Below are 22,095 nucleotides of genomic sequence, written 5' to 3'. Positions count from 1 at the left end.
CATCCAGACACGTGAAGGCGCCGCTCACGACGCCCCGGCGGGCTGACGATGGAGGATTTGGGACGTTCAGTGTCCCAAATCCTCCATCGTCGCGAAGGCCCACCGCTTGATCGAGCTCAAGCCAGCCGAGCGGCGTGCGCCAGGGTCAGACGCCGGCCCAGGCCGCCAGCATCACGCGCGCGATCGACGAGTTCCCCGGCAGCACGAGCTGCCGCGTACCACCGGCGATCGGGGTCGGCACGGCACCGGCGTTCCGCAGTTGGCTGTTCGCGAAGGCGGCCCGCACCTCCGCGCGCGAAACCCAGAACGCCTCTTCGATCTCGTCCTCCGCGGGCACCAGCGGAGCGGAGATGTCGGCCCGTGCGGTGAAGCCGAGCATGATCGACCGTGGGAACGGCCACGGCTGGCTGCCGAGGTAACGCACATCGCGCACGTCGACGCCGACCTCTTCGCGGATCTCCCGCTCGACACAGCCTTCGAGCGACTCTCCCGCCTCGACGAAACCGGCGAGGATCGAGTAGCGGTCCGGCGGCCAGATCGGCTGCCGTGCCAGGAGGACGTGCTCGCCGTTGACGCCGGCGTCGTCGTGCACGAGGCAGATCACCGCCGGGTCGGTGCGCGGGTACTCCTCGCGGCCGCAGCCGGTGCACTTGCTCGCCCAGCCCAGCTGGACGATCTCGGTCGGGCTCCCGCAGCGCGTGCAGAACTTCGCCTGCCGTCGCCAGGCCTGCAACGCCTGCGCGGTGGTGAACAGCCCTGCCGACGCGTCGTCGAGCAGGTCGCCGTAACCGCGTAGGTCGACCCAGATCTCGCCCTCGTGCCGCGGGACTTCTTCGACGACACCCCAGCTGCCCGCCATTTCGACGGTGTCGGTCTCCCCGGCGGGGCGGCCGGGCAGCGACCAGTAGTCGGTGCCCTGCCACTCCCCGAGGAACACCGCGTCGACGGGCGGCTCGGTGCCGACGTCCTGCGTCTTGCGGGTCGCGAGCGTGCCGGAAGCCTCGATCACCGGCGTGCGCGCGTGCTCGTCGAGCAGCACGACCCGGGCGTTCGGCCAGCGCTCGGCGAGCCTGTCCGGGTTGGTGCGCAAGGATTCCTGACGGTCCGCCGTGGAGCGCGAAAGCGTCGGGAGCGCACCCAACTCGAACGGTGTCTCCATCAGGAGGGCTCCCCGACCGTCACGTCGCCCAACGCCTCCAGCTTCGGCGCGAGGACGTCGGCGTCACCGACGACGACCCCGGTGAACCGCTTGGGTGCGAAGAACTCCAGAGCGGCGTTCGCGACGTCTTCGGCGGTGACCGCGGCGAGCCGTGCCGGGTGCTCGCCGAGCCACTCGACGCCCAGTCCGGTCGCGGCGAGCGCGGCCAGCTGTGCGGCGAGCCCGCCCTGCGACGACGCGGAGGTGACCAGCGAGCCGATCGCGTACTGCCGCACCGACTCGACCTCGTCGGCGGTCGGCGGCACGAGACCGAGCCTGGCCAGCTCGTACCGGGTCTCCATGAGCGCGGCCGCGGTGGCGTCGGTCGCGGTGTCCGCGTCGATGTTCACCACGGCGGTCTGGTCCGTGAACTCGAATCCGGAATGCGCGCTGTAGGTGTAACCCTTGTCCTCACGGATGTTCTCGACCAGCCGCGACGAGAAGTACCCGCCGTACACGAGGTTCGCCAGCTGCAGTGCCGGATACCGCGGGTCCGTGCGCGACACGGTCTGCGCCGACAGCCGGATCTGCGACTGCACGGCACCGGCCCGCGGCACCAGCAGGACGTTGCCCCCGGTGAGCTCGGGCAGCGGCGGCAGGCGGACGGCGGAGCGGTCCGAGGCCCAGCCGCCGAACGCCTTCTCCAGGTCGCCGATGACGGTCTCGGGGTCGATGTCGCCGACGATCACCAGCACGGATCCCCGCGGCAGCACCGAAGCCCGGTGCAGCGCGCGAACCTGTTCCGGCGTCACGACAGCGACATCTTCGGCCTGCGGGACCTCCCGCACCGCGGGGTGGTCGCCGTAGCGGTGCTTCTGCAGCGCCTCGCGGGCGATCGTCCTGGGCTGCGTGCGGGAGACGGCGATCCGCTCGATGAGCCGCTCGCGTTCCCGCTCGACCTCGGCGTCGGCGTACGAGGCACCGGTGAGCGCGTCGGCGAGGACGTCGAGCATCGTCGGCAGGCCGTCGGCCAGCGAGGTACCCATGAGGACCAAGCGCTCCGGGTCGACACCTGCGGACAGGTCACCGCCGATCAGCGCCAGATCGGCGTCGATCTCGATGCGGTCGCGACGGGCGGTGCCGGTCAGCAGGGTCTCGGCCAGCACTTCGGCGGTGGCCGGGTGCAGTTTGTCCTCACCGGCGAACGGGATCCACACCCGCAGTTCGACCAGCGGCACGGTGGGCTTGCGGACGGCGAGCACCCGCAGCCCGTTGCTCAGCGTGGTGTCCACATGGGACAGATCGGCGGCGGCGCGCTGCGTCCCCAGCGGCGGGACCGGCCGCGGCCCGGCGGCCGTGCGGCCGATCTCCTCGGCGGTGCGGTGCGGTGCGCTCACTGCTCGGTACCTTCCTGGTTTGAAGATCCACTACCCGGGCGGACGACGAGCACGGCGCGCGAGTCCGGCCGCAGCGCCTTCGCCGCCGCCGAAACGGCCTCCCCGGTGACCGCCGAGATCTTCTCGGCGAGCCGGTACACCAGCGACGCGTCGCCGTACAGCAGCTCGAAAGAGCCGAGCGCGAGCGTCCGGGACACCAGCTTGTCGTGCTCGGAGTGCAGGCTCGCGGCCCAGCGCGCGGTGACCTTCTTGATCTCCTGGTCTCCCGGCGGCGTGGCCGCCAGCTTCTCCAGTTCCTCGTCCAGCGCGGTGAGGACCTGGTCGGTGCTCACGTCCGGCGGGTGGATCGCGGTGATGGTGAAGGTGTCCGGGTCACGGGCTTCGAACGGGCCGAACAGCCCGGCGCCCGCGCCGATGTCGACGACCAGCGGCTCGCGGTGCACCAGGCGCTGCTGGAGCCGGGAACCGTCGCCGTCGGTCAGCACGCCGGCGAGCACGAGGTTCGCCAGGTAGCCGTCGAGGTCGTTGATCGGATCCGGCATGCGGTAGCCGACGCCGACCGCGGGCAGCGGGGCGTGCGGGTCCACCTGCTCGCCGCGCAGCTCGCCCTCGGGGGCGGGCTCGGCGAACGAGGGACGCTCGGGCGCGGGCCGGTGCGGCACGTCGCCGAAGTGCTTCTCGATCAGCTCGCGGGCCTGCTCGACGGTGAAGTCACCGGCGACGGTCAGCACTGCGTTCGCGGGCGAGTAGTAGGTGTCGAAGAACGCCGCGCAGTCGTCCAGGGTGGCCTGTTCGAGATCCTCGAAACCGCCGTAACCGTTGTGCGCGTTGGGGAACGTGGAGTACAGCACCGGCGGGAGGGTGATCCACGGGAACCCGCCGTACGGCCGGTTCAGCACGTTGAGGCGGATCTCCTCCTTGACCACGTCGATCTGGTTGGCCAGGTTCTCCTGCGTCAGCTTCGGCGCCCGCATCCTGTCCGCTTCGAGGAACAGGGCGCGCTCGAGAGCCGCGGCGGGGAGGACCTCGAAGTAGTCCGTGTAGTCCGGATGGGTGGAGCCGTTGAAGCTGCCACCACTCGACTGGACGTGCCGGAAATGCGCGAGCTTCTCCAGGCTCTCGCTCCCCTGGAACATCAAATGCTCGAAGAGGTGCGCGAAACCGGTGCGCCCTTCGGGCTCGGAACGGAAGCCCACGTCGTAGTGGACGCTGACACCCACCACCGGAGCGGTCTCGTCGGGCGCGAGCACCACGCGCAGACCGTTGTCGAGGGTGAATCGGACAAGCTCGGGATCGGCCATGCGCACCACCCTACGGGCTACTCAGGCCTCCAGGCGACGACCCTGGCGGGTCGCGGCGAAGGTTCCCACGAGTGCGGCGGTGAAGTCGCTCACCCGCGCGACGTCCGTCTCGCCGTCGCCTTCCCTGCCACACCAGTAGATCTTGGGCGGACCCTTCAGTGCGGCGAATCCGGCGACCCAGTTTTCTTGTTCGCCGAGAGCGAGCGCGTACGGCAGCGCCCGCGAGAGGAGCACCTCGCGTTCGAGCTTCGGGACGGCGGCCGCCTTGGTCTCCAGCAGCGCGTCACGGACGCCGAGCAGCCGCCGGTGCAGTGTAACGCCGGCCCCGGTGCGAGCCGGGAGCCACCGGGCGGCGACGGCGAGGACCGCGCCCGCGGCGATGACGATCAGTCCGAGCTGGGCGTAGCCGACGGTCAAGGCCGGCAGGACGGTGAGGAACAGCCCGTAGAAGCAGACGCGCAGGCCGACGCCGGTGAGCCTGCCGGGCAGCCGGGAGTACCAGCGGCGTTCGACGACGCTGTCGTCCAACGAGTCCCGCACCGTTTCGATCCCGACCCGCGCGGACTGGAGCTCCGACAGCAACACCGACTCCCGTCCGTCCGGCAGCAGGACGTCGAACACCGCGCGTTCGTAAGCGGTCAGCTGCTCGTCCGGCGGATTGCGGCGGACGAGTCGCCAGCCGGTCAGCTCGCCGGGCTCCTCGGTCACCCAGAGGTAGTTCCGGACCGCGAGGTCGACGACCGTCGCGGCCAGGTCGACGGCGTCGGCACGCCCCGTGAGCACGGTCCCGACCTGTCCGGGCAGCACGCCGTCGGGTGACGAGAACGCGGCCTGGTCATCCTTCCCGGTGAGCAGCCGGACCGGGAGCGCGTCGCCCGGGTGCTTGTCGCGCCTTCGCAGCAGGCCCAGCGCCACGGCGGCCACGACCAGCGCGAGCGCGAAGCCGCCCCAAGCCCAGCCGACCGGAGAGGTGAGCACGAACGCTCCGGCGAAGGTCTTCGACGGCTCCAGCCGCGCGTTCGCCGGGACGGTGCCGCCGGGCAACTCGACCGAGATCTCCATCCGCTGTCCGGCCGCGAGATTCTGCTGGTTGAACCGGGTCAGCCCGGAATGCGCGATCTGGGCGGTCCCGCAGTGCGCGCGCGAACCCTCGGGCCCGGCGTAGCAGGTGACCGCGTTCGGGATGGACGGCGCGGCGAAGCTCGCCCGCACGAGTTCGAGCCGGGCGTCCCAGCCGCCCGCGACCTGCCAGCCGACGCGCACCAGACCGTCCGCTTCGGTGACCGCACCGTCCACTGTGTACCGGACGATCGAGGTGCCGCCCCTGAGCTTGACGGTGAACTCGTCCTCGGTCAGCTCGGAGTTGCCCGCGCCCTCGATGACGACGTCGCGGATGCCGATGATCCGGTCGCGGTTGTGCGGGGCCGCCGTGCGGAGCGGGATCCGGCGGGTCATCGTCGCCTCGCTCGGCACGGACACCGCCTCCACGACCGAGAGGGCGCCGTCGCGTTCCACCTTGAGCGAGATCTCCGCGCTGTTGGGCAGCGAAGGCAGCTGCGGTTCGCCTTGCGCTCCCGCCGGTGCCGCGCTCAGCACCAGCAGAACGAGCGCCAACACCACGCATTTAGTCCTCTGAATGCGGTAGTTGCGCGCGCAAGGACCGCATTCAGAGGACGAATCGCGAGTCTTCACGTCAGGCGGGGACCGGTTCCGGGCGAAGCGAGCGCAGGTGCCCGGATTCGGCGAGCAGACCGTCCAAAGCGGACAGGAACGACGGAAGGTGCGCGGCGAACCGGCGCAGATCCCGATCGCCTTCGAGGCCACCGAACCAGTACAGCCCGGCCGAACCGTCCGCCGACGGGTCGAGCCCCTCGAACGTGCGGAGCCAGTGCTCGGTGTCGCCGAGCACGATCGCGTACGGCAGCGACCGGGAGAACACCAATTCCCTGTCCGCCACGGGGATATCGGCGACCTTGACGGTGTGCAGGTACTCGAGCAGGCCGCGCACCTGGCCGACCAGCCGCCTGCCGCGCGAGGTCCGCGGCGGGACCCACGAGGCACCCAGCAACGCGGCGATCCCGGCGAGCAAGACCGCCACGCCGAGCAGCGCGTGCCCCGCCGTGAAGGTCAGGACGACGGTGCCCACGAGACCGAGCGCGACCAGGCCGATACCCGCCCAAGTGAGCTTGCTCCTGCCCTTGTCCGGACGGCGGGAGAACCAGCCCTTGCGCACGACGTCGGCGTACATCGCCTCGCCGGCGACGCGGAGGTCGACGGTGCCGCGGCCGCGGAGTTCCGACAGCAGCACGGAATCGGTGCCCTCGGGAAGGAGCGCGGTGTAGATCTCGCGTTCGAAGGCGACGAGGTGCTCGTCGGGCGCGTTGCGGCGGGTGAGCTGCCAGTCGACCGTGCCCGCGCCGCGCACCTCGGCGATCCACAGGTAGTTGCGGACCGCGAGGTCGACCACCGTTCCGCTGACGTCCACGACGTCGACCGTCTCGTCGACGACCGTGCCGACCTGGCCGGGCAGGACACCGTCGGGCGAGGCGAAGGAGACCCGATCACCGTCTCGCATGAGGACGTCGACCGGACCGGTACCCGCGGTGTGCGCGCCCTTGTCGCGACGGCGCAGCAACCAGACGGCGAGCGCGCCGAGGATCAGCAACAGCGCCAGGGCCCCGAAACCGAGACCGGCGACGGTGGTGAGGGCGAACGCTCCGCCGACCGAGGCGATCTGTTCGAACCGCGCGTTCGCGGGCACCGTGCCCGCCGGGAGTCCGACGGCGAGGTCGACCCGTTCGCCTGCCGCGAGTTTGTCCTGCTCGACGCGGACGACGCCGCTGTGGTCGATCTCCGCGAGCGAACACTGCCTGTCCGAACCGAGCGGCCCGGCGAAACAGTCCACTGTGGGCGTTTCGCGCGTCGGCGCGCTGAACGACGCGGACACGCGGGACAGTTCGCCGTCCCAGCCGCTCGCCACCTGCCAGCGCACCTGCTGCGCACCGTTGACGTCCGCGACCGCTCCGTCCACTTTGTACTTGAGGGTGGCCGCGCCGCCGTCGAAGGTGGCGACCAGCTGCTCGCCGTTCGACTCGGCCTTCCCCGCGCCCTCCACCGAGACGTCACGGACGCCGTAGACGCGGTCCTGATCCTCACCGGCGGGAACCTTCAACGGAATCCGGCGTACCAGATGCTGTCCACCCGGGACGGTCACCTGCTCGGTGATCGACACCGAACCGTCGCGTTCCACCTTCACCGAGACGTTCGCGGCCGTGCCGCTCGGCGGCTGGAGCAGCCCGAGCTGGCCGCGTGCGCCGATCGGCGGCGGCTTCGGCAACTGCGGCGCGTTCGTCAGCGAAGGGCCCGCTTCGGGCGCCTCCGGAACGTTCGTATCCGACGGCGGGGCCATCAAGGCCGAGCTCGCCGCGACGGCCACGACCGCCGTCCCCCATTTCGTCAACACAGCCACACACCTTAGGGCAGCCGATCTATGCTGACCGCCGAAACGCCGAATCCGCCACCTGGGCGAACGGCGTTGCCGAACCGCATGGGGGATCCACTCGATGAACCAGCAGCCGCCCGGCGCGCCTGATCCGCGGCGCCGGCCGACTCCGCCACCGCACGGTGGCCGCCCGCTGCCACCACCCGGAGCGCGTCCGCTTCCGCCGCAAGGTGGCCGCCCGCTCCCGCCGCCGGGCGCGCGTCCGCTGCCACCGCAAGGTGGTCGCCCGCTCCCGCCACCCGGAGCGCGGCCACTGCCGCCGCGCGGTGGTCCGGGCCCCGTCCCGCCCGGCCGCCCCGGGCAACCGCCGGTCTCCCGGCCGACTCCGGTCCCGCCGCCGTTCCGGCAAGGTCCGCCGAGCGGCGGGATGCCGCTGCCCCCGCCGGGCGCGGCCCCGCTGCCGCCGCCGCGGATCGGCGCACCGGTCCCGTTCCGGCCCGGCGCGGCCGGCCCGCCGCAGCTTCCGTACGGCCCGCGTTTCGCTCAGCCCGCGTTCACCCCGTACGGCGGATATCACGCCAAGAAGTCCAACGGCGGGGTGATCGCGGCGGTCGCGATCGTCGCCGTGATGGCGGTCATGGGCGGGCTGCTGATGGTCGTCACCATCGCGAACGGCGACTCGCGGCACACCGCGGATGTCGGATACTCCAGTTATTCGACGACGTCCTCTTCGGACTACACGACGACCACGTCCAGCGACACGTCGACGACGAGCACCCGTTCCCGCGATTCGACCGCCTCGCGCGAAACGTCGGCGGGCTCGACCCGGGAGACCTCGGCCAGCCGTGCCCCGTCCGGCCCGCAACCGCACTACAAGCTGGCGGACAACCCGCTGTGGCTCGATTCCCAAGTCGGTCTCCCGAACCAGCCGTGCAACCTCTCGCGCTGGGCGAACAACCCGGAAGCGGCCGCGGCGTTCTTCGAAAGCGCGCGGCCCTGCCTGGACAGCGTCTGGCAGCAGGTCATGAACTACACGAAACTGCCGTTCCGCGTCCCGACCGTGAAGTACCCGTCCGGCAAGAACTGGTCGAGCCCCTGCGGCGACGCCAGCAACGGCTCGGTGGCGGCGTTCTACTGCTCGCAGAACGAGACGCTTTACATGCCGTACGAAGGCCTTCAGGTCCCTCAGTACGGCAACCGGCCCGGGGTCTATCTGGCCCTCTACGCCCACGAGTACGCGCACCACATCCAGGCGCTCTCCGGTATCTCGAAAGCCTATTGGGACGCGCGGTACGAAGCGGGCACCGACTCGGCGGCGGGCCTGGAGATGTCGCGGCGCAACGAGCTTTCGGCGCAGTGTCTGTCCGGGACGTTCCTGGGCTCGACCGTCGGCCGCGGCGGCTCGGTCGACCAGGCGATGTACCGCGACGCCTGGCAGACCCAGGACCGCGGCGACCACAACGGCGGCCCGCGCGATCACGGCTCCGACGCGCACGCCGTCTCGTGGTGGCAGCACGGCGCGCAGAAGAACCGGCTGTTCCAGTGCAACACGTGGTCTGCCAAGCCGGCCGACGTCTCCTGACCCGCTCGGGTTTCGCCCGGCTCGGTCCGTGAAGGCCTCCTTGAGGGACCCAGAGTCCCTCAAGGAGGCCTTCACGGACTTCTGCAACGCGACCTTTTGGCGCTGTGGCACCGTCGGCAGCGTGTAAAGGCTTCGTAGTACATGAAGGCCCCCTTCCTTGCGTCTAGCGCAAGGAAGGGGGCCTTCATGTACTTGGGGGCGCAGGGGCCCGGCAGGGTAAGTCGGCGCAAGTCCGTGAGGGCCTCCTTCCCTACTCTCAGGGTAGGGAAGGAGGCCCTCACGGACTTCGGCGTAGGTCAGCTGGGCGGCGTGAAGGGGTTCTCCGGTACCGGCTCCGAGGGAGGCTGCGGTTGGGCGACCGGCTGCGCAACAGGCGCGAAGGACTGTCCCGCCGCGAAGGGCTGCGCCACCGGCGGCCCGTACTGAACCGCCGGTTGCAGCTTCGCCTGATCCCGCTGCCGCCGCTCCGCCAGCACCGCCGACAGGTACGCCCACGACGGCACCCCCGGCGGCACCGGCGCTCCGATCACCGAAGCGACCTGCTGCGCGAGCCCGTACCCGAGGGCTTCGACCGCTTCGGGGCGAAGCTCGCTCGTGCGGCTCAAGTACTGCCGGACGGCCAGCGCGAGGTCGTTCGGCAGCCGGGTCAGGTCCAGCTGCGAAGCCCAGTGCGCCAGCTGCGGCGGCATCCCGACGTACGGCGTGCGGGAGGCGGGCATGCGTTCCCGGATCACGAGGGTGCCGGCGAGGTAGTCGCCGACGCGGCGGCCGTTGGGTGACAGCAGCGACGTGACCACGGCCACGACGCCGAGCATGCCCAGCGCCCAGAAGTCGACGAAGAAGCCGGCGAGCCCGCGGACCAGCGCGTGCCGGAACCGGACCGGGCCGCCGTCGGTGCGGACCACCCGCAGGCCGAGCGCCATCTTCCCGAGGGTGCGGCCGCGGGTCAGTGTCTCGGAGATCACCGGGTAGCCGACCATGATCAGCACGAGGGTCACCAGGAACAGGGTCAGTGCCAGCGCCTCGTCCCCGAACGCGGCGACCTGGCTCAGGACCAGCATCGCGACGACCAGCGCGATCAGCTGGACGGCGACGTCGAGCATCATGGCGAGCCCGCGGCTGGCCAGTTTCGCCGCGCGCACGTCCAGGACGACGGCCTCGCCGGTGACGAGTTCGGACTCTTGTTCCACCTGGCAAGCGTAGTGACGAATAGGCTGGGCGACCAAGGACGATCGCCGGGAGGGCTCCGAGTTGGACGTGGACGTGTTCGTCGCCGCGCATGAGGCCGAATGGAACCGGCTGCGTGACCTCGTCGGCCGCGCCGGGAAACTCAGCGGCCCGGACGCCGACGAGCTGGTGACGCTGTACCAGCGCGTCGCGACGCATCTTTCGATCATCCGCTCGGTCGCGCCCGATCCGGTGCTCGTCGCGCACCTGTCCGGTCTGGTCGCGAAGGCCCGTTCGGCCGTCACCGGCTCGCACAGTCCCGCCTGGCGTGAGGTCGGGCTGTTCTTCACCCAGCGGTTCCCGGCGGCGCTGTACCTGAGCAGGCGTTGGTGGCTGGCGTCGGCGGCGGCGTCGATCGCGGTGATGGCGATCGCGGCGGTATGGATCGCGGGCGATCCGCAGGTGCTCGCGTCGCTGGCCTCGCCCGAGGAGTTCAAGGACCTGACGGCGCCGGGCGGGAAGTACGAGACGTATTACTCGTCCGACCCCGCGGGTTCCTTCGCCGCGCGCGTCTGGACGAACAACGCGTGGGTGGCCGCGACCTGCCTGTTCCTCGGCGTGGTGCTGGGGCTCCCGGTGATCTACGCGCTCTGGGCGAACTCGCTGAACCTCGCGATCGGCGCGGCGCTGATGTCCTCGGCCGGACGGCTCGACGTGTTCTTCGGCCTGATCCTGCCGCACGGCCTGCTGGAGCTGACCGCGGTGTTCGTCGCGGCAGGGACGGGGCTGAAGCTCGGCTGGACGGTCATCGACCCGGGGCGCCGGTCCCGGACGGCGGCGCTCGGCGAGCAGGGGCGGTCGGTCGTGGTGATGGCGCTGGGGCTGACCGTGGTCCTGCTGATCTCCGGCGTGATCGAGGGTTTCGTGACGCCGTCGGGCCTGCCGACCTGGGCCCGCATCGGCATCGGAGTGGTCGCCGAGGTCGCGTTCTTACTGTACGTGTTCGTGGTCGGGCGCCGGGCCGCGAAAGCGGGCGAAGTGGGTGACGTCGACTGGCGATACGCTGGAGATTCTCGACCTGAAGCCGGCTGAACTGGTTAGCTTCTCCCATGGCGAGAAAACGGTTACGCGTTCTGGCGATCGTCGTTTTGTCCGTGCTCGCCTCGACGCTCCTCGTCGGCGCGTCCCAGGCCCGGACCGGATCCGCGCCGTCGGGCAAACAGAACTGGGTGGTGAGCGTCGGCGGATTCCGCACCGACGCCGACCGCAACTACATCCGCCTCGGCTACCTCGTGTTCAACCCGGCCGACAACACCGTCGCGCACAACTTCTGGACCTGGAACCAGGCGGATTTCCCCGCCCCGGTCAACAGCGGCGACGTCTACTACTGCGGCGACTGGGCGCCGGGGTCCAATCCCCGCAACAACTGCCCGATCAAGACCGCGCCGGGCTTCACCGGTGAACCGAACGGCCACTTCACCGGCACCTATGCCGAGAACTCCGGGCAGGTGGCCATCACCTGGACGAAGAGCACCGTCAACGGCACCACGACGACCGTGAACCTCGCGGAGACGTGGTCGGTTTCGGAACCCCGGCCGGGTCTCGGCCGCATGCAACTGGTGAGTGACGACTACTCCATCACCAGCGGCATCGCCTACGGCAGCAACGCCTCCCTCGCGCAGACGAGCAAGGCCCCGATGAGTTCGGTCCGCGCGACCCAGCGGTCGTACCTGCTCGAAGGGCAAGGGGTGAACCGCCGTGCGATCACCAACTGGACCAGAGGCGGTAGTGGCGCCCTCGGTGTCGGTCCTGGCTGGAACAAATGCGACGACGGCTCGTGCCTCGGCTTCGTGCAGTACGACTCCGGTTGCGCCCCGACCTCCTGCTGCCTCCCAGGCGCCGGATACGAGGCATGCGCGCAGAAGATCATCGACACCGGCGACAGGCGGTTCTACTACCTGAGCGATGCCTTCGGCGGACGGCGCAACAGTTACGAGTTCTGGTGCGAATGCCTGTCCTACAACGGTTGCTACCTCGGCAACAGTCACGTTCGCCCGCTGCTGCAGGTGATCGACGACGCGGGGGCGTTCCAGGGCTGGGTCGGTGCCGAGGTCAGCCCCGACCGGAGTGGTTCGCGGGATCCGTCTGGCGAGTACTACTCGAGTTTCGCTCTGGTGGCCTAGTAAGGCAAAGGGGGCAGTTCGGCGTGGTGCCGAAGGATCCGGGTCGTGAGTGGTAAGTGCCGTTAGAACGACACTTACCACTCACGACCTTCCTGCCCGTCGCAACGTCGGGAGCAGGGTTCGGTAGCGAAGAGGGGCCGTCGCGCCACGCTCAGCAGGTGCAGCTGCCCTCGAAGGTGATGCTGTTCCCGTCCTCCAGGCTCGCGCTGCCCGCGAACCGGATCTCGAATTCGCCCGGTTCGGTCAGGACGATCTTCGGGCTCGCGGCCGACCCGTCGGCGCCGGTCTTCGCCGTCGCCGTCTCGGCGCCGCCTTCGAAGACCAGCACGTTCTTCGCCCGCGCGGCGCGGACGAAGAAGTTCACCGGCACGTCGGCCGCGGGCTGCCCGCTCTCCCCGATCACGCGCACCACGAACGGCTGACCGGGTGTCTTCGTGGACAGTCGTTGCCCGTTCCCCGACAGGATCGCGAGGGTCCGCACCCCGGCCGCCCAAGTGTTGGACAGTCCTGGCAGTGAACAGACTTCCTGATACAGCCGCGATCCGGCGATCGGCGCCTCCGCGGTGAGGCAGCGCGCGGTCGCCACGTTCGCCAGGAGCACCAATCCGGGCAGCCCGGCGTTGCGGCGCCACTGCTGGTGACGGTCCTTGCCGTCGCACGCCACGAGTTTGACGCCGACGCCGTCGACGGGACTGATCGCCGCCAGGCACTGTCCACTCGCGACATGCTTGTACGAGAGCGCCGCCTTGTCGTACACCCATTGCGCGTTGGCGTCCTTCGCGTCGGCGAGGGCGAGCTTGCCGTCGGCCGCGGCCAGGGAGAGGTTCCCGCCTCCGTCGGCGAGGTGGACCGGTGTCCCGGCGGGTTGTGCGGAAGCGGGCACCCCGGACAGCAGCACCGAAACCACCGCGAAGAACAGCACGAACCTGCGCAAGCCTGTGCCCCAATCGTGTCGATCCGGATCTCCCTCCGAGCTAACCGCCCGGGACACCCGTCGCCAACCGGCACCACTCCATCGGGTTCAGCCCGACGCCCTCTTCTCAGGCCGGCCCCGGGTGCTCATGTCGCGGACCGCACCTGGACGGCATCAGAGCCGTCCGGCCGCCTTCAGCGCGAGATAGCGGTCGGCCAGCCGCGGCGGCAGGTCCTCCGGGACGGCGTCGACGACCTCGACACCGTGCCGTGCCAGCCGCGCGGTGACCTGGCGGCGTTCGGCCAGCACCCGCTCGGCCGCGGCCGCGTCGTAGACGGCTTCCGCGTCGCCGCGGCCCGCCGCCATCTCGGCGACCCGCGGATCCGCCACCGAAGCGATCATCAGCTGGTGTCGCGAGGTCAGTTTGGACAGCACCGGGAACAGGCCTTCTTCCAGCGGCGCCGCGTCGAGCCCGGTCAGCAGGACGACCAGCGCGCGCCGCCGCGTCCGCCGCAGGACCTCCGCGATCATCCCGCGCGCGTCGGTCTCGACGAGCGACGATTCGAGCGGGGCCATCGCGTTCACCAAGGCGGGCAACAAGTCGCTCGAACCCTGGACCGCGGCGTGGACCTGCCGGTCGTAGGCGAGGAGGTCGACGCGGTCACCCGCCCGCGCGGCGAGCACGGCCAGCAGCAGGGCCGCGTCCATCGCCGCGTCCAGCCGCGGCGCGTCCCCGACCCGGCCCGCCGAAACGCGGCCGGTGTCGAGCACCAGCACCACGTGCCGGTCGCGTTCGGGGCGCCAGGTCCGCACCATGACGTCGGACGCGCGCGCCGAAGCCCGCCAGTCGATCGACCGGACGTCGTCGCCGATCACGTACTCGCGCAGGGAGTCGAATTCCGTGCCCTGGCCCCGGATCAGCACCGCGTTGCGGCCGTCGAGCTGTTGCAGCCGCGCCAGCCTCGACGGCAGATGCTTGCGGCTGTGGAACGGCGGCAGCACCCGCACGGTCCACGGCACGTCGTGCGAACCCTGCCGTGCGGCGAGCCCCAGCGGGCCTGTCGATCGGACGGTGACCCTGGCCGCCGTCCGGTCGCCGCGCCTGGTGGGCAGGAGCTGGGTGGTCACGACGCGGCGTTCGCCCGCCGGCAGAGTCAAACGGTGCCTGTCTTCCGCGCCGGCGCTGGGCGGCCAGGCGTCCCGGAGCCAAGCGCGCACCGGACGGCCGCCGGGATTGGCCACGGTCAGCGTGACCTCGCACGCCTCCCCCAGCCGCACGGACGTCGCCCCGGACCGCGCGAATTCCAGCCGCCGCACACTTCCGGCGAGCACGAGATCCAGCGCCACCACCAGGAACAGCACCGCCGCGGCCAGCCCGATCCCAGCCCAGGAGGGCAGCAGGAAACCGACCACCGGCGCCGCGAGGAGCGCCAGCAGCCCGAGCCGCCCGGTGACGGCCATCAGCGCGGAACGGGCACGGACGCGAGGACGCGGTCCAGCACACCGTCGGCGGTCGCACCTTCGAGTTCGGCCTCCGGCCGCAGATCGAGCCGGTGCCGCAAAGACGGCCGTGCCAAGGCTTTGACGTCGTCCGGGGTGGCGTAGTCGCGGCCGGCGAGCCACGCCCACGCCTTGGTCGCGGCGAGCAGCGCGGTCGCGCCACGCGGCGAAACGCCGAGCCGCACGGACGGCAGCGACCGCGTCGCCCGGCAGACGTCCACGATGTAGGCGAGCACCTCGGGGCGCACGGTGACCCCGGCGACCGCGCGGCGGGCGGCGTCGAGCTGGGCGACCCCGGCGACCGGGGTGATCCCCGCCGCGCCGAGGTTTCGCGGGTCGAAACCCTGCGCGTGCCGGGAAAGGATGCCGAATTCGTCCTCACGGGACGGCATCGGCATGGTCAGCTTCAAGAGGAAGCGGTCGAGTTGCGCCTCGGGCAACGGGTACGTGCCTTCGTATTCGACCGGGTTCTGCGTCGCGATGACGATGAACGGATCGGGCAGCGGCCGCGTCTTGCCGTCGCTGGAGACCTGACGTTCCTCCATCGCCTCCAGCAGCGAAGACTGCGTTTTCGGCGGGGTGCGGTTGATTTCGTCGGCCAGCAACAGGTTCGTGAACACCGGGCCCTCGCGGAACGAGAACTCGCCGCTGTGCGCGTCGTAGACGATCGAGCCGGTGATGTCGCCCGGCATGAGGTCCGGCGTGAACTGCACCCGGGTCATCTCCAGCTCCAGCGCCGCGGCCAAAGCCCGCACCAGCAACGTCTTGGCCACGCCGGGAACGCCTTCGAGCAGCACATGTCCCCGGCACAGCAACGCGATGATGAGCCCGGTGACGGCCGCGTCGTTGCCCACCACGGCCTTCCCGACCTCGGCCCGCAGGGCGATCAGCGCCGCCCGTGCTTCGGCCGCACCATCCACAGTGCCCTGCTCGGACTGTTCGGTACTCAAGACCGCTCCACCTCTCGTTCCACGACATCGAGTCCGTCCGCCAGCCGCACCAGGGCGGCGTCATCCGCGGGCGGGTCCCCGTACAACAGCGCGCCGATCTCGGCCGGCGCGCGGCCGGTCCGCACGGCGACGGACTCCACCAGCGCCGCGGGTTCCGCGTCACGGGTGAGCCCCAGCAACGGCCGGAGCCGCGCGCGGGCCGCCTCACGCAGGGTCTCCCCGGCGTGCGCGGCGGCCTTCGCCTTGCGATACAACCTCGCCCGTCCCTCGGTGGCCTCGGCCGCGCGCACCACGACGGGGATCGGTTCGGTCACCACCTGGCCCAGCCGCCGCGAGCGCCACAACGCCAGCAGCACCACCGCGATGCCAGCCTGCAACGCCGCGTACGACCAGCCCGCCGGGATCAGTTCGGACAGCGGCTTCTTCTCCGCTTCGAGCGACGGATCCGCCGGTGTCGGCAGGTACCAGACCAGCCGTTCGTGCTTCCCGAGCAACCGCATCGCGAGCGCCGCGTTGCCCTCGTTCGCGAGCCATTCGTTGGTCAGCGGCTCGGGGGTGCCGAGTACGGTGACCGTCCCTTCCGGACCGGGCACTTCGAGATACGAGCCGCCGTAGCATTCCTGCGCTCGCGGCTGCGTGGCCGTGTACTTCAAGCCGCCCATCGTCGCGCTGCCCGCCGCGACGGGATCCGCGGCCTGGCAGTCCGGGGAACGGGTCTCGGTTTCGAGCCGACCGGTCGACCGCACGCCGGGGAGGATTTCCTCGACCGTGGCAGGACTCGGCTGCACCAGCACGACATGCTTGGCGCTCCGCCGGATTTCGGCGAAGGTGTTCTTGGGCAGGTACGCGGGCTGGGTGATCAAGACGGTCGCTTCCCGCGCGACACCCTTGGCCGCGGCGGCGGTGCGCACGACCGGGATCTTGACACCTTCCCGTTCCAGCAAGGTCGCCAGCGCACGGCTGCCACCGGGCTCGTAGGACCCCGGTTCGAGCGCGCCGGTGGTCTGCTCACCCTGGACGAGGACGAGCAGCGTCCCGGTCAGCACGAGCATGAGGACGACCGCGAGCGGCAACCGCACCCCGCGCCAGATCCGGCGGGCGTCGGGCGAAACCGAGGTCATCCGGCCGCCAAGGCGACGGGCCTCGCGCGACGGCAACGTTCGTCCAATTCGGACAGTGACCGGTAGCCGGCCTCGGTGGCCGGGATGTCGCCGTAGTGGACGTCGTCGAACAGCCGGGCGCCGGCGCGCAGGGCCACGGCGACGTCGGGGAGCAGCCGTCCGGCTTCGATGGCGGCCTCGTCGGCGGTCCGGCCGGACTTCTCGTCCAGCAACGCCCGTTCCTCCAAAGACCGCACCACGGCACGGAAGAGCTCACGGACGGCGTCGTCGAAGTCACCCCGCGACGCGGCCTCCTCGGCCGCCTTGCGATGTTCGCCGGAAGCCTTGCGCTGCCCGGCGAACACGGCACGGCCGCTCTTGGCCGACGCCGCCAAGGGACCGGATTTCAGCCGGATCACCACGACCACCACGATCAGCACGACGACCAGCAGCACCACGGCGAAGATCCCGCCTGGCACGGCGCTGTCGACGGTTTCGAGGACGCCGAACAGCTTTTCGAGCACCCAGCTGAACGCCTGGGACAGCCAGCTCGGCTTCGCGGCCTGATAAGGCTGACCCGCGAGCTCCTCGGCGGCACGCAGCCGGGCGGTGTCCCGGTCGATGTCGACCGGGACCTCGGAGAGGAAACGCGTCACCATGCCTGCGGCGGAGGCGGCGTCGCGATCCCGGCCGCGCGGGCCAGTTCGATGTCCATGCCCTCACGGCGCATCCGCTGATCGATGTAGAGGATCACGGTCACCAGCGCGGAGAACGGGCCGACGATCGTCTGCGCGATCACCGTGCCCACCGACTGCAGGATCAGGTCACCGGTCGAGGGGATGTACACCTGCTCGGGATCGGTGAACAGGGTCATGAACGCACCGAAGCTGAACGGCATCGTGATGATCATCGCCAGGAACGCCGAGATCACGGCGGCCAGCAGCAAGATCCCGAAGATCCGCCAGAACATCCCCGAGACCAGCTTCGCCGACCGGCGGAACGCCTCCCGCACGGTGCCGCGTTCCAGTAGCAGCGCCGGGCTGGCCAGCGCCCAGAAGGTGAAGGGGATGATCGCGGGCACGAAACAGAAGATCGCCGCGACCATGATCGCCAGCGTGTAGAGCACGGTCAGCCCGAGCAGCGGCAGCAGCCGTCCCGCCGCCTCCTTCACCGCCTCCTTGAAGACGATCGGTTTGCCCAGTGCGGCCTTGCCCATCAAGACGGTCAGGAACCCGGTGAGCAGCGTGGTCCCGATCATCGTGGCGATCAGGCTGACGAAGCTCGCCGCCAACGATCCGCCGAGCATGTCCAGCGTCTGGTTCAGCAGTTCCTGATCGGTGGCCGCCGGACCGAGGTCGCGGAGCCGCTCGAGGTCCTCGGTCGTGTCGACCAGGAAGTACCCGATCAGATCGATGGCCGCGGTCAGCACGGCGGTCACGGCGGCGGCGCCGAAGACCATCCGCCAGTACCGGCGCATGGTCGTGACCGCGCCGTCGAGGATGTCGGTGAGGTTCAGCGGGCGCAGCGGGATGACCCCTGGCCTGCCGAGACCGACCTTCCAGTTCGGATACTGCTGCTGTTGCTGCGGCGCCTGGTAGGACGGCAGCGGCGGCGGCGTGGCCCCGGACGGGGACTGCCACTGCTGCTGCTCAGGCGCCGACGGCGGCACTTCCCCCCGCGGCGGTGTCGGCAGGTCCGCCTGCGACTGTGCCGGTTCGCCCGCCTTCGGCTGTGCTGGTTCGACCGCCTTCGGCTGTGCCGGTTCGCCCGGAGTTTCGGTACCTTCCGGCCCGGACGGTCCGCCGGTCTCCGTCATGCGACAGCCCCTTACCCGTTCACGTTGCTTACGCCCACTCTTCCAGAGGGTCCGACACCCGGCCAGAGCTGGGGTGACGACACTGATGGGTGACCACTCGCCTCATGCTGGATACCCTCTGCAGCCGAGCTGTGGGAAGGGACACCGTTAGCTCGTTATGCTGAACATCGGGCCGGGTACCCCCGGTTCGCCCCTAGAACCACCGGGACCGACTTGATGACGCAACCGCCCCACGGCCAGTGGCCGCCACGCGGCGCCGTCCAGCCACCGCCGGTGCACGGCCAGCCTCCTGCCCAGTGGCACGGCGCGCCGCACCAGTTTCCACCGCCGCCACCACGACGGCGGTCCGTGGGCGCGATCGTCGGCATCTGCCTGGGCGCGGTCGCCGTACTGGTCCTCGGCCTCGTCGCGATCATTTCACTCAATCGTGACGGCACCGATCACGTAGCGAACGCGGGCTATTCGACCCTGCCGAACCCGACTTCCCCGGCCGCGTTGCCGCCGAGCGGGTCTTCCTCGCCGTCGTCCTCGACGAACCCGTTCCCGTCGTCGCCGTCCAGGGCGCCGTCGTCGTCGAGCGGGCCGCAGAAGATCCTCAAACTCGGCGACCACCCGATCCTCCAGGACCCCAACGCGGGCCTGCAGAACCGGGTCTGCACGCTGCCGCAGTGGCAGAGCAGCCAGCAGGCCGCCGAGGCGTTCTTCACCGCGGCGGGCAAATGCCTCGACAACGCGTGGGGACCGTTCCTCGACGCCTACGACCTGCCGTTCACCCCGCCCGCGCTGCACTTCCCGACCGGGGCCAGCTTCGAAACCGAATGCGGCACGATCCAGGTGGGCATCGCGACGGCGGCGTACTACTGCGAGAACAACCTCTACGTGCCGTTCCGTGGTCTCCAGACCGACCAGTACGGCAACAACCCCGGCGTCTACCTCGCCCTTTTCGCGCACGAGTACGGGCATCACGTGCAGGAGGTCGCCGGGCTGATGGACGCCGCCTGGCAGAAGATCTACGACGCGGGCCAGAACAGCCCCGCCGGGCTGGAGATGTCACGGCGCAAGGAACTCCAGGCGCAGTGCTTCTCCGGGATGTTCCTCGGCGCGCACGTCGACCAGGGCGGCACGGTCAGCCGGGACATGTACAACAAGGCATGGAACGACCAGGAGACCCGGGGCGACAACACCTCGCGCAGCCAGGACCACGGGACGAACGCGCATTACGCGTCCTGGTGGCGGGCGGGCGCGAGCAACAACCGGATCGCCGACTGCAACACCTTCTCGGCCCCGGGAAGCGCCGTTTCCTGACTTCACGTGAGTTCCGCCTTCAATCACGCGTGATCGCCCTTCAATCACGCGTGATCGCGGGATCAGGCCGTCGCGAGCCTCCGCGGCCCGCGTAGCACCAGGTAGACGTACATCCCGCCGGCGAAGCAGCTGAACACCAGCAGCGCCATCCCGAGCGGCCGCCGCGCGTCGCTGGCTCCCGCTGTCGCGTCGGCCGCGTGCACCGAGACGCCGTCGCCCGAAGCCCCGTCCGGGACGACGACCTCGAGGCGCTCGCCCTTGCCGTGCCCGCAGCCGTTGAGCGAACCCTCCATCGGCTTGCCGCCGAATTCGAACTTGACCTTCTCGGTCGCGCCGCCGCCCGTGCAGGGCGCGGGCTCGACGACCTCCGCCCGCACGGTCGTCCCCCGGGGCTCGTTCGTGATGCCGAACAGCCCCGGCCCGGCGAACCAGGCCAGAAAGATCACCAGCAGGCCGGCACCGGCCGCCACGGCCAGGGAGTTCCACCCCGGGGTGAGCCCTCTGGCGGGGTCCGATCGCTTGCGCACGAACGCCATGCTTCCAGAACCCGGCGGCAAAACACAGGAGCCGGGGGACGCGATACCAGCGGTAGGACGGAGGAGCCCTCTTTGTCCTGACAGCGTGATAGCAAAGGTCCCCCGCTACCGCTCGATCGTCTCCGCGGAGGTCACCTTCCGGACGTAGAGCAGCTTGTCGCCCGGCTCGATGGCGTCGGCCTGCGGAGCGTCCACGCGGTAGAGGACGCCGTCGCGGACGAGACCCAGCACGATGTCCGACAGATGCCGCGGCGAACCGCCCTCTTCGGACGGCTCCACCGGGCGTTCGGCGATCGCGAGACCGGACTCGGGGGTGAGGAGGTCCTCGACCATGTCGACCACCAGCGGCGTCGACGTCGCCATGCCGAGCAGTCGCCCGGCGGTCTCGCTCGACACCACGACCTGGTTCGCGCCCGACTGCTTGAGCAGGTGGACGTTCTCCGTTTCACGCACCGAAGCCACGATGTGCGCCTTCGGTGCCAGCTCGCGCGCGGTCAGCGTGACCAGCACCGCGGTGTCGTCCCGGTTCGGGGCGACGACCACGGCCTTGGCCCGCTGCACCCCGGCGACGCGCAGCACGTCGGCGCGGGTGGCCGAACCGTGCACGACCACCAGGCCGAGCGCGGTGGCCGCTTCGAGGGCTTGCTGGTCGGTGTCGACGACGACGATGTGGTCGGGTTCGACGTTCTCGTCCCCGAGCAGCGCGTTGACCGCCGACCGGCCCTTCGTGCCGAATCCGACGACGACCGTGTGGTCACGCACCTTCGTCCTCCACTTTTGGATCTTGAAAGCCTGACGGGAGCGCTCGGTGAGCACTTCGAGAGTGGTACCGACCAGGACGATGAGGAAGAGCACCCGCAGCGGGGTGATCACCAGGACGTTCACCAGCCGCGCGGACGACGTCGCGGGCGCGATGTCACCGTACCCCGTGGTCGACAGCGACACTGTCGCGTAATAGAGGCTGTCGAGCAGGCTGAGCCCGTCGCCGTTGGCGTCGCGGTAGCCGTCCCGGTCGAAGTAGACGATCAGGACGGTCGCGAGCAGGGCGAGCATCGCGCCGATGATCCGTTTGAGGATCGACCGCAGCGGGCTGACCGTCAGTTCCGGCATGCGGATCACGCCGACGAGCTCGTGGTCCGGACGGTCGCTCAGCCGGACCGGGAAGCGCTTGAGAACCTTCATGCACAGGCTCCGGCCTGGTCCGCGTCACTCACGGTCGGGAGGATAGCCGAAGATCCTCACGTTGAGCGCGGTATGCGAAGCTCAGGGCATGTCTTCGGATTCCAAGCCGTCTCAGCGGCCCGCGTATTTCCTCGCCGGCCTGCTCGGCGCGGCCGGTGTGCTGCACTTCGCCCAGCCGAAGCCCTTCGACGCCATCATCCCGAAGCAGCTTCCCGGCTCCCCCCGGGCATGGACCTACGGCTCCGGCGTGGCCGAGCTGGGCGTCGCCGCCGCGATCGCCGCGCCGAAGACCCGGCGGCTCGGCGGGCTCGCGGCCGCGCTGCTGTTCGTCGTGGTCCTGCCGGGGAACGTGAAGATGGCCGTCGACGCCGACCGCCGAAAGGCGCCGAAGCACTGGCGGGCGGCGTTCTGGGCCCGCGTCCCGCTCCAGATCCCGCTGGTGACTTGGGCGCTGAAGGTGCGCGACCGCGCCTGACCCCCTCCCGCAATTCGTCACCTACTTGCGGTAGTTGCACGCGCAAGGACCGCAAGTAGGTGACGAATTGCGCGGCGGGCCGATGATGCGGGCACCGTGTGGATTTTG

General features: G+C 70.3%; 19 protein-coding genes. 5 read left to right on the top strand and 14 right to left on the bottom strand.

Going from position 1 to position 22,095, the window contains the following annotated elements:
* Window positions 1-145 precede the first annotated feature (145 nt).
* The 5 genes from nudC to DMH03_RS37190 all read right to left on the bottom strand — a co-directional run bounded on the left by nudC (window position 146) and on the right by DMH03_RS37190 (window position 7,299).
* Window positions 146-1,159: an NAD(+) diphosphatase gene (nudC, locus tag DMH03_RS37210; protein WP_125796662.1), complete on the bottom strand. Its 1,014-nt coding sequence runs from the start codon at window positions 1,157-1,159 to the stop codon at window positions 146-148.
* Window positions 1,159-2,535: a pitrilysin family protein gene (locus tag DMH03_RS37205; RefSeq protein ID WP_125796661.1), complete on the bottom strand. Its 1,377-nt coding sequence runs from the start codon at window positions 2,533-2,535 to the stop codon at window positions 1,159-1,161. The genes nudC and DMH03_RS37205 overlap by 1 nt, the downstream gene beginning before the upstream one ends.
* Entirely contained in the window at window positions 2,532-3,836 is a 1,305-nt protein-coding gene (locus DMH03_RS37200; protein ID WP_125796660.1) for a pitrilysin family protein, read from the bottom strand. Before DMH03_RS37200 ends, DMH03_RS37205 begins: the two co-directional genes overlap by 4 nt.
* A 21-nt stretch (window positions 3,837-3,857) precedes the next feature.
* Window positions 3,858-5,456 carry a DUF2207 domain-containing protein gene (locus tag DMH03_RS37195; RefSeq protein ID WP_125796659.1) on the bottom strand — a complete coding sequence of 533 codons (1,599 nt, stop codon included), beginning with the start codon at window positions 5,454-5,456 and terminating at the stop codon, window positions 3,858-3,860.
* Window positions 5,457-5,529: 73 nt separating this feature from the next.
* The gene (locus tag DMH03_RS37190) at window positions 5,530-7,299 is read right to left on the bottom strand and encodes a DUF2207 domain-containing protein (protein ID WP_125796764.1); all 1,770 of its coding nucleotides are present in this window, start codon (window positions 7,297-7,299) and stop codon (window positions 5,530-5,532) included.
* Window positions 7,300-7,399: 100 nt separating this feature from the next.
* Here DMH03_RS37190 and DMH03_RS42995 point away from each other — a divergent pair, with 100 nt between their 5' ends.
* Window positions 7,400-8,860 (top strand): neutral zinc metallopeptidase, encoded by a 1,461-nt coding sequence (locus DMH03_RS42995; protein ID WP_305021793.1) that lies wholly within the window; start codon window positions 7,400-7,402, stop codon window positions 8,858-8,860.
* 296 nt (window positions 8,861-9,156) lie between these two features.
* Here the strand turns inward: DMH03_RS42995 and DMH03_RS37180 are convergent, their stop codons facing one another.
* Window positions 9,157-10,050, bottom strand: coding sequence for an RDD family protein (locus DMH03_RS37180; RefSeq protein ID WP_125796658.1), 894 nt, complete (start codon window positions 10,048-10,050; stop codon window positions 9,157-9,159).
* A 61-nt stretch (window positions 10,051-10,111) separates the two neighbouring features.
* Here DMH03_RS37180 and DMH03_RS37175 point away from each other — a divergent pair, with 61 nt between their 5' ends.
* Together DMH03_RS37175 and DMH03_RS37170 are read left to right on the top strand one after the other, a co-directional pair.
* Window positions 10,112-11,119: a stage II sporulation protein M gene (locus DMH03_RS37175; RefSeq protein WP_125796657.1), complete on the top strand. Its 1,008-nt coding sequence runs from the start codon at window positions 10,112-10,114 to the stop codon at window positions 11,117-11,119.
* 17 nt (window positions 11,120-11,136) lie between these two features.
* On the top strand, window positions 11,137-12,210 hold the full coding sequence (locus DMH03_RS37170; RefSeq protein ID WP_125796656.1) for a hypothetical protein: 1,074 nt from the start codon (window positions 11,137-11,139) through the stop codon (window positions 12,208-12,210).
* Window positions 12,211-12,361: 151 nt separating this feature from the next.
* Here the strand turns inward: DMH03_RS37170 and DMH03_RS37165 are convergent, their stop codons facing one another.
* The 6 genes from DMH03_RS37165 to DMH03_RS37140 all read right to left on the bottom strand — a co-directional run bounded on the left by DMH03_RS37165 (window position 12,362) and on the right by DMH03_RS37140 (window position 18,489).
* Window positions 12,362-13,144, bottom strand: a complete 783-nt coding sequence (locus DMH03_RS37165; protein ID WP_125796655.1) for an RICIN domain-containing protein — start codon at window positions 13,142-13,144, stop codon at window positions 12,362-12,364.
* A gap of 153 nt (window positions 13,145-13,297) precedes the next feature.
* Entirely contained in the window at window positions 13,298-14,584 is a 1,287-nt protein-coding gene (locus DMH03_RS37160; RefSeq protein ID WP_125796654.1) for a DUF58 domain-containing protein, read from the bottom strand.
* Window positions 14,584-15,543: a MoxR family ATPase gene (locus DMH03_RS37155; RefSeq protein WP_125796762.1), complete on the bottom strand. Its 960-nt coding sequence runs from the start codon at window positions 15,541-15,543 to the stop codon at window positions 14,584-14,586. The genes DMH03_RS37160 and DMH03_RS37155 overlap by 1 nt, the downstream gene beginning before the upstream one ends.
* A gap of 26 nt (window positions 15,544-15,569) precedes the next feature.
* A complete protein-coding gene (locus DMH03_RS37150) occupies window positions 15,570-16,694 on the bottom strand; it encodes a DUF4350 domain-containing protein (RefSeq protein ID WP_125796653.1) in 1,125 nt (374 codons plus the stop codon).
* Window positions 16,691-17,332, bottom strand: coding sequence for a DUF4129 domain-containing protein (locus tag DMH03_RS37145; protein WP_125796652.1), 642 nt, complete (start codon window positions 17,330-17,332; stop codon window positions 16,691-16,693). The genes DMH03_RS37150 and DMH03_RS37145 overlap by 4 nt, the downstream gene beginning before the upstream one ends.
* Complete coding sequence (locus DMH03_RS37140) at window positions 17,326-18,489, bottom strand: hypothetical protein (protein WP_125796651.1); 1,164 nt, start codon at window positions 18,487-18,489, stop codon at window positions 17,326-17,328. Before DMH03_RS37140 ends, DMH03_RS37145 begins: the two co-directional genes overlap by 7 nt.
* A gap of 216 nt (window positions 18,490-18,705) precedes the next feature.
* On the opposite strand from DMH03_RS37140, the gene DMH03_RS37135 reads away from it, so the two are divergent.
* The gene (locus tag DMH03_RS37135; RefSeq protein ID WP_370311025.1) at window positions 18,706-19,794 is read left to right on the top strand and encodes a neutral zinc metallopeptidase; all 1,089 of its coding nucleotides are present in this window, start codon (window positions 18,706-18,708) and stop codon (window positions 19,792-19,794) included.
* 62 nt (window positions 19,795-19,856) lie between these two features.
* Here DMH03_RS37135 and DMH03_RS37130 read toward each other — a convergent pair whose 3' ends face one another.
* Together DMH03_RS37130 and DMH03_RS37125 are read right to left on the bottom strand one after the other, a co-directional pair.
* The gene (locus DMH03_RS37130) at window positions 19,857-20,264 is read right to left on the bottom strand and encodes a hypothetical protein (RefSeq protein ID WP_125796760.1); all 408 of its coding nucleotides are present in this window, start codon (window positions 20,262-20,264) and stop codon (window positions 19,857-19,859) included.
* Window positions 20,265-20,435: 171 nt separating this feature from the next.
* Entirely contained in the window at window positions 20,436-21,512 is a 1,077-nt protein-coding gene (locus tag DMH03_RS37125; protein ID WP_125796650.1) for a TrkA family potassium uptake protein, read from the bottom strand.
* Window positions 21,513-21,600: 88 nt separating this feature from the next.
* Between DMH03_RS37125 and DMH03_RS37120 the strand changes: the two genes are divergently transcribed.
* Window positions 21,601-21,987: a MauE/DoxX family redox-associated membrane protein gene (locus DMH03_RS37120; protein WP_125781025.1), complete on the top strand. Its 387-nt coding sequence runs from the start codon at window positions 21,601-21,603 to the stop codon at window positions 21,985-21,987.
* Window positions 21,988-22,095 lie beyond the last annotated feature (108 nt).

Source organism: Amycolatopsis sp. WAC 01376, from assembly GCF_003947415.1.
GTDB lineage: Bacteria > Actinomycetota > Actinomycetes > Mycobacteriales > Pseudonocardiaceae > Amycolatopsis.
This window is presented reverse-complemented; position numbering and strand designations above follow the sequence as displayed.

Bases quoted from the DNA above. Each gene is read 5' to 3' on its own strand.
- nudC (WP_125796662.1), bottom strand. From the start codon at position 1,159: ATGGAGACACCGTTCGAGTTGGGTGCGCTCCCGACGCTTTCGCGCTCC.
- DMH03_RS37200 (WP_125796660.1), bottom strand. From the start codon at position 3,836: ATGGCCGATCCCGAGCTTGTCCGATTCACCCTCGACAACGGTCTGCGC.
- DMH03_RS42995 (WP_305021793.1), top strand. From the start codon at position 7,400: ATGAACCAGCAGCCGCCCGGCGCGCCTGATCCGCGGCGCCGGCCGACT.
- DMH03_RS37170 (WP_125796656.1), top strand. From the start codon at position 11,137: ATGGCGAGAAAACGGTTACGCGTTCTGGCGATCGTCGTTTTGTCCGTG.
- DMH03_RS37160 (WP_125796654.1), bottom strand. From the start codon at position 14,584: ATGGCCGTCACCGGGCGGCTCGGGCTGCTGGCGCTCCTCGCGGCGCCG.
- DMH03_RS37150 (WP_125796653.1), bottom strand. From the start codon at position 16,694: ATGACCTCGGTTTCGCCCGACGCCCGCCGGATCTGGCGCGGGGTGCGG.
- DMH03_RS37145 (WP_125796652.1), bottom strand. From the start codon at position 17,332: ATGGTGACGCGTTTCCTCTCCGAGGTCCCGGTCGACATCGACCGGGAC.
- DMH03_RS37140 (WP_125796651.1), bottom strand. From the start codon at position 18,489: ATGACGGAGACCGGCGGACCGTCCGGGCCGGAAGGTACCGAAACTCCG.
- DMH03_RS37135 (WP_370311025.1), top strand. From the start codon at position 18,706: ATGACGCAACCGCCCCACGGCCAGTGGCCGCCACGCGGCGCCGTCCAG.
- DMH03_RS37125 (WP_125796650.1), bottom strand. From the start codon at position 21,512: ATGAAGGTTCTCAAGCGCTTCCCGGTCCGGCTGAGCGACCGTCCGGAC.
- DMH03_RS37120 (WP_125781025.1), top strand. From the start codon at position 21,601: ATGTCTTCGGATTCCAAGCCGTCTCAGCGGCCCGCGTATTTCCTCGCC.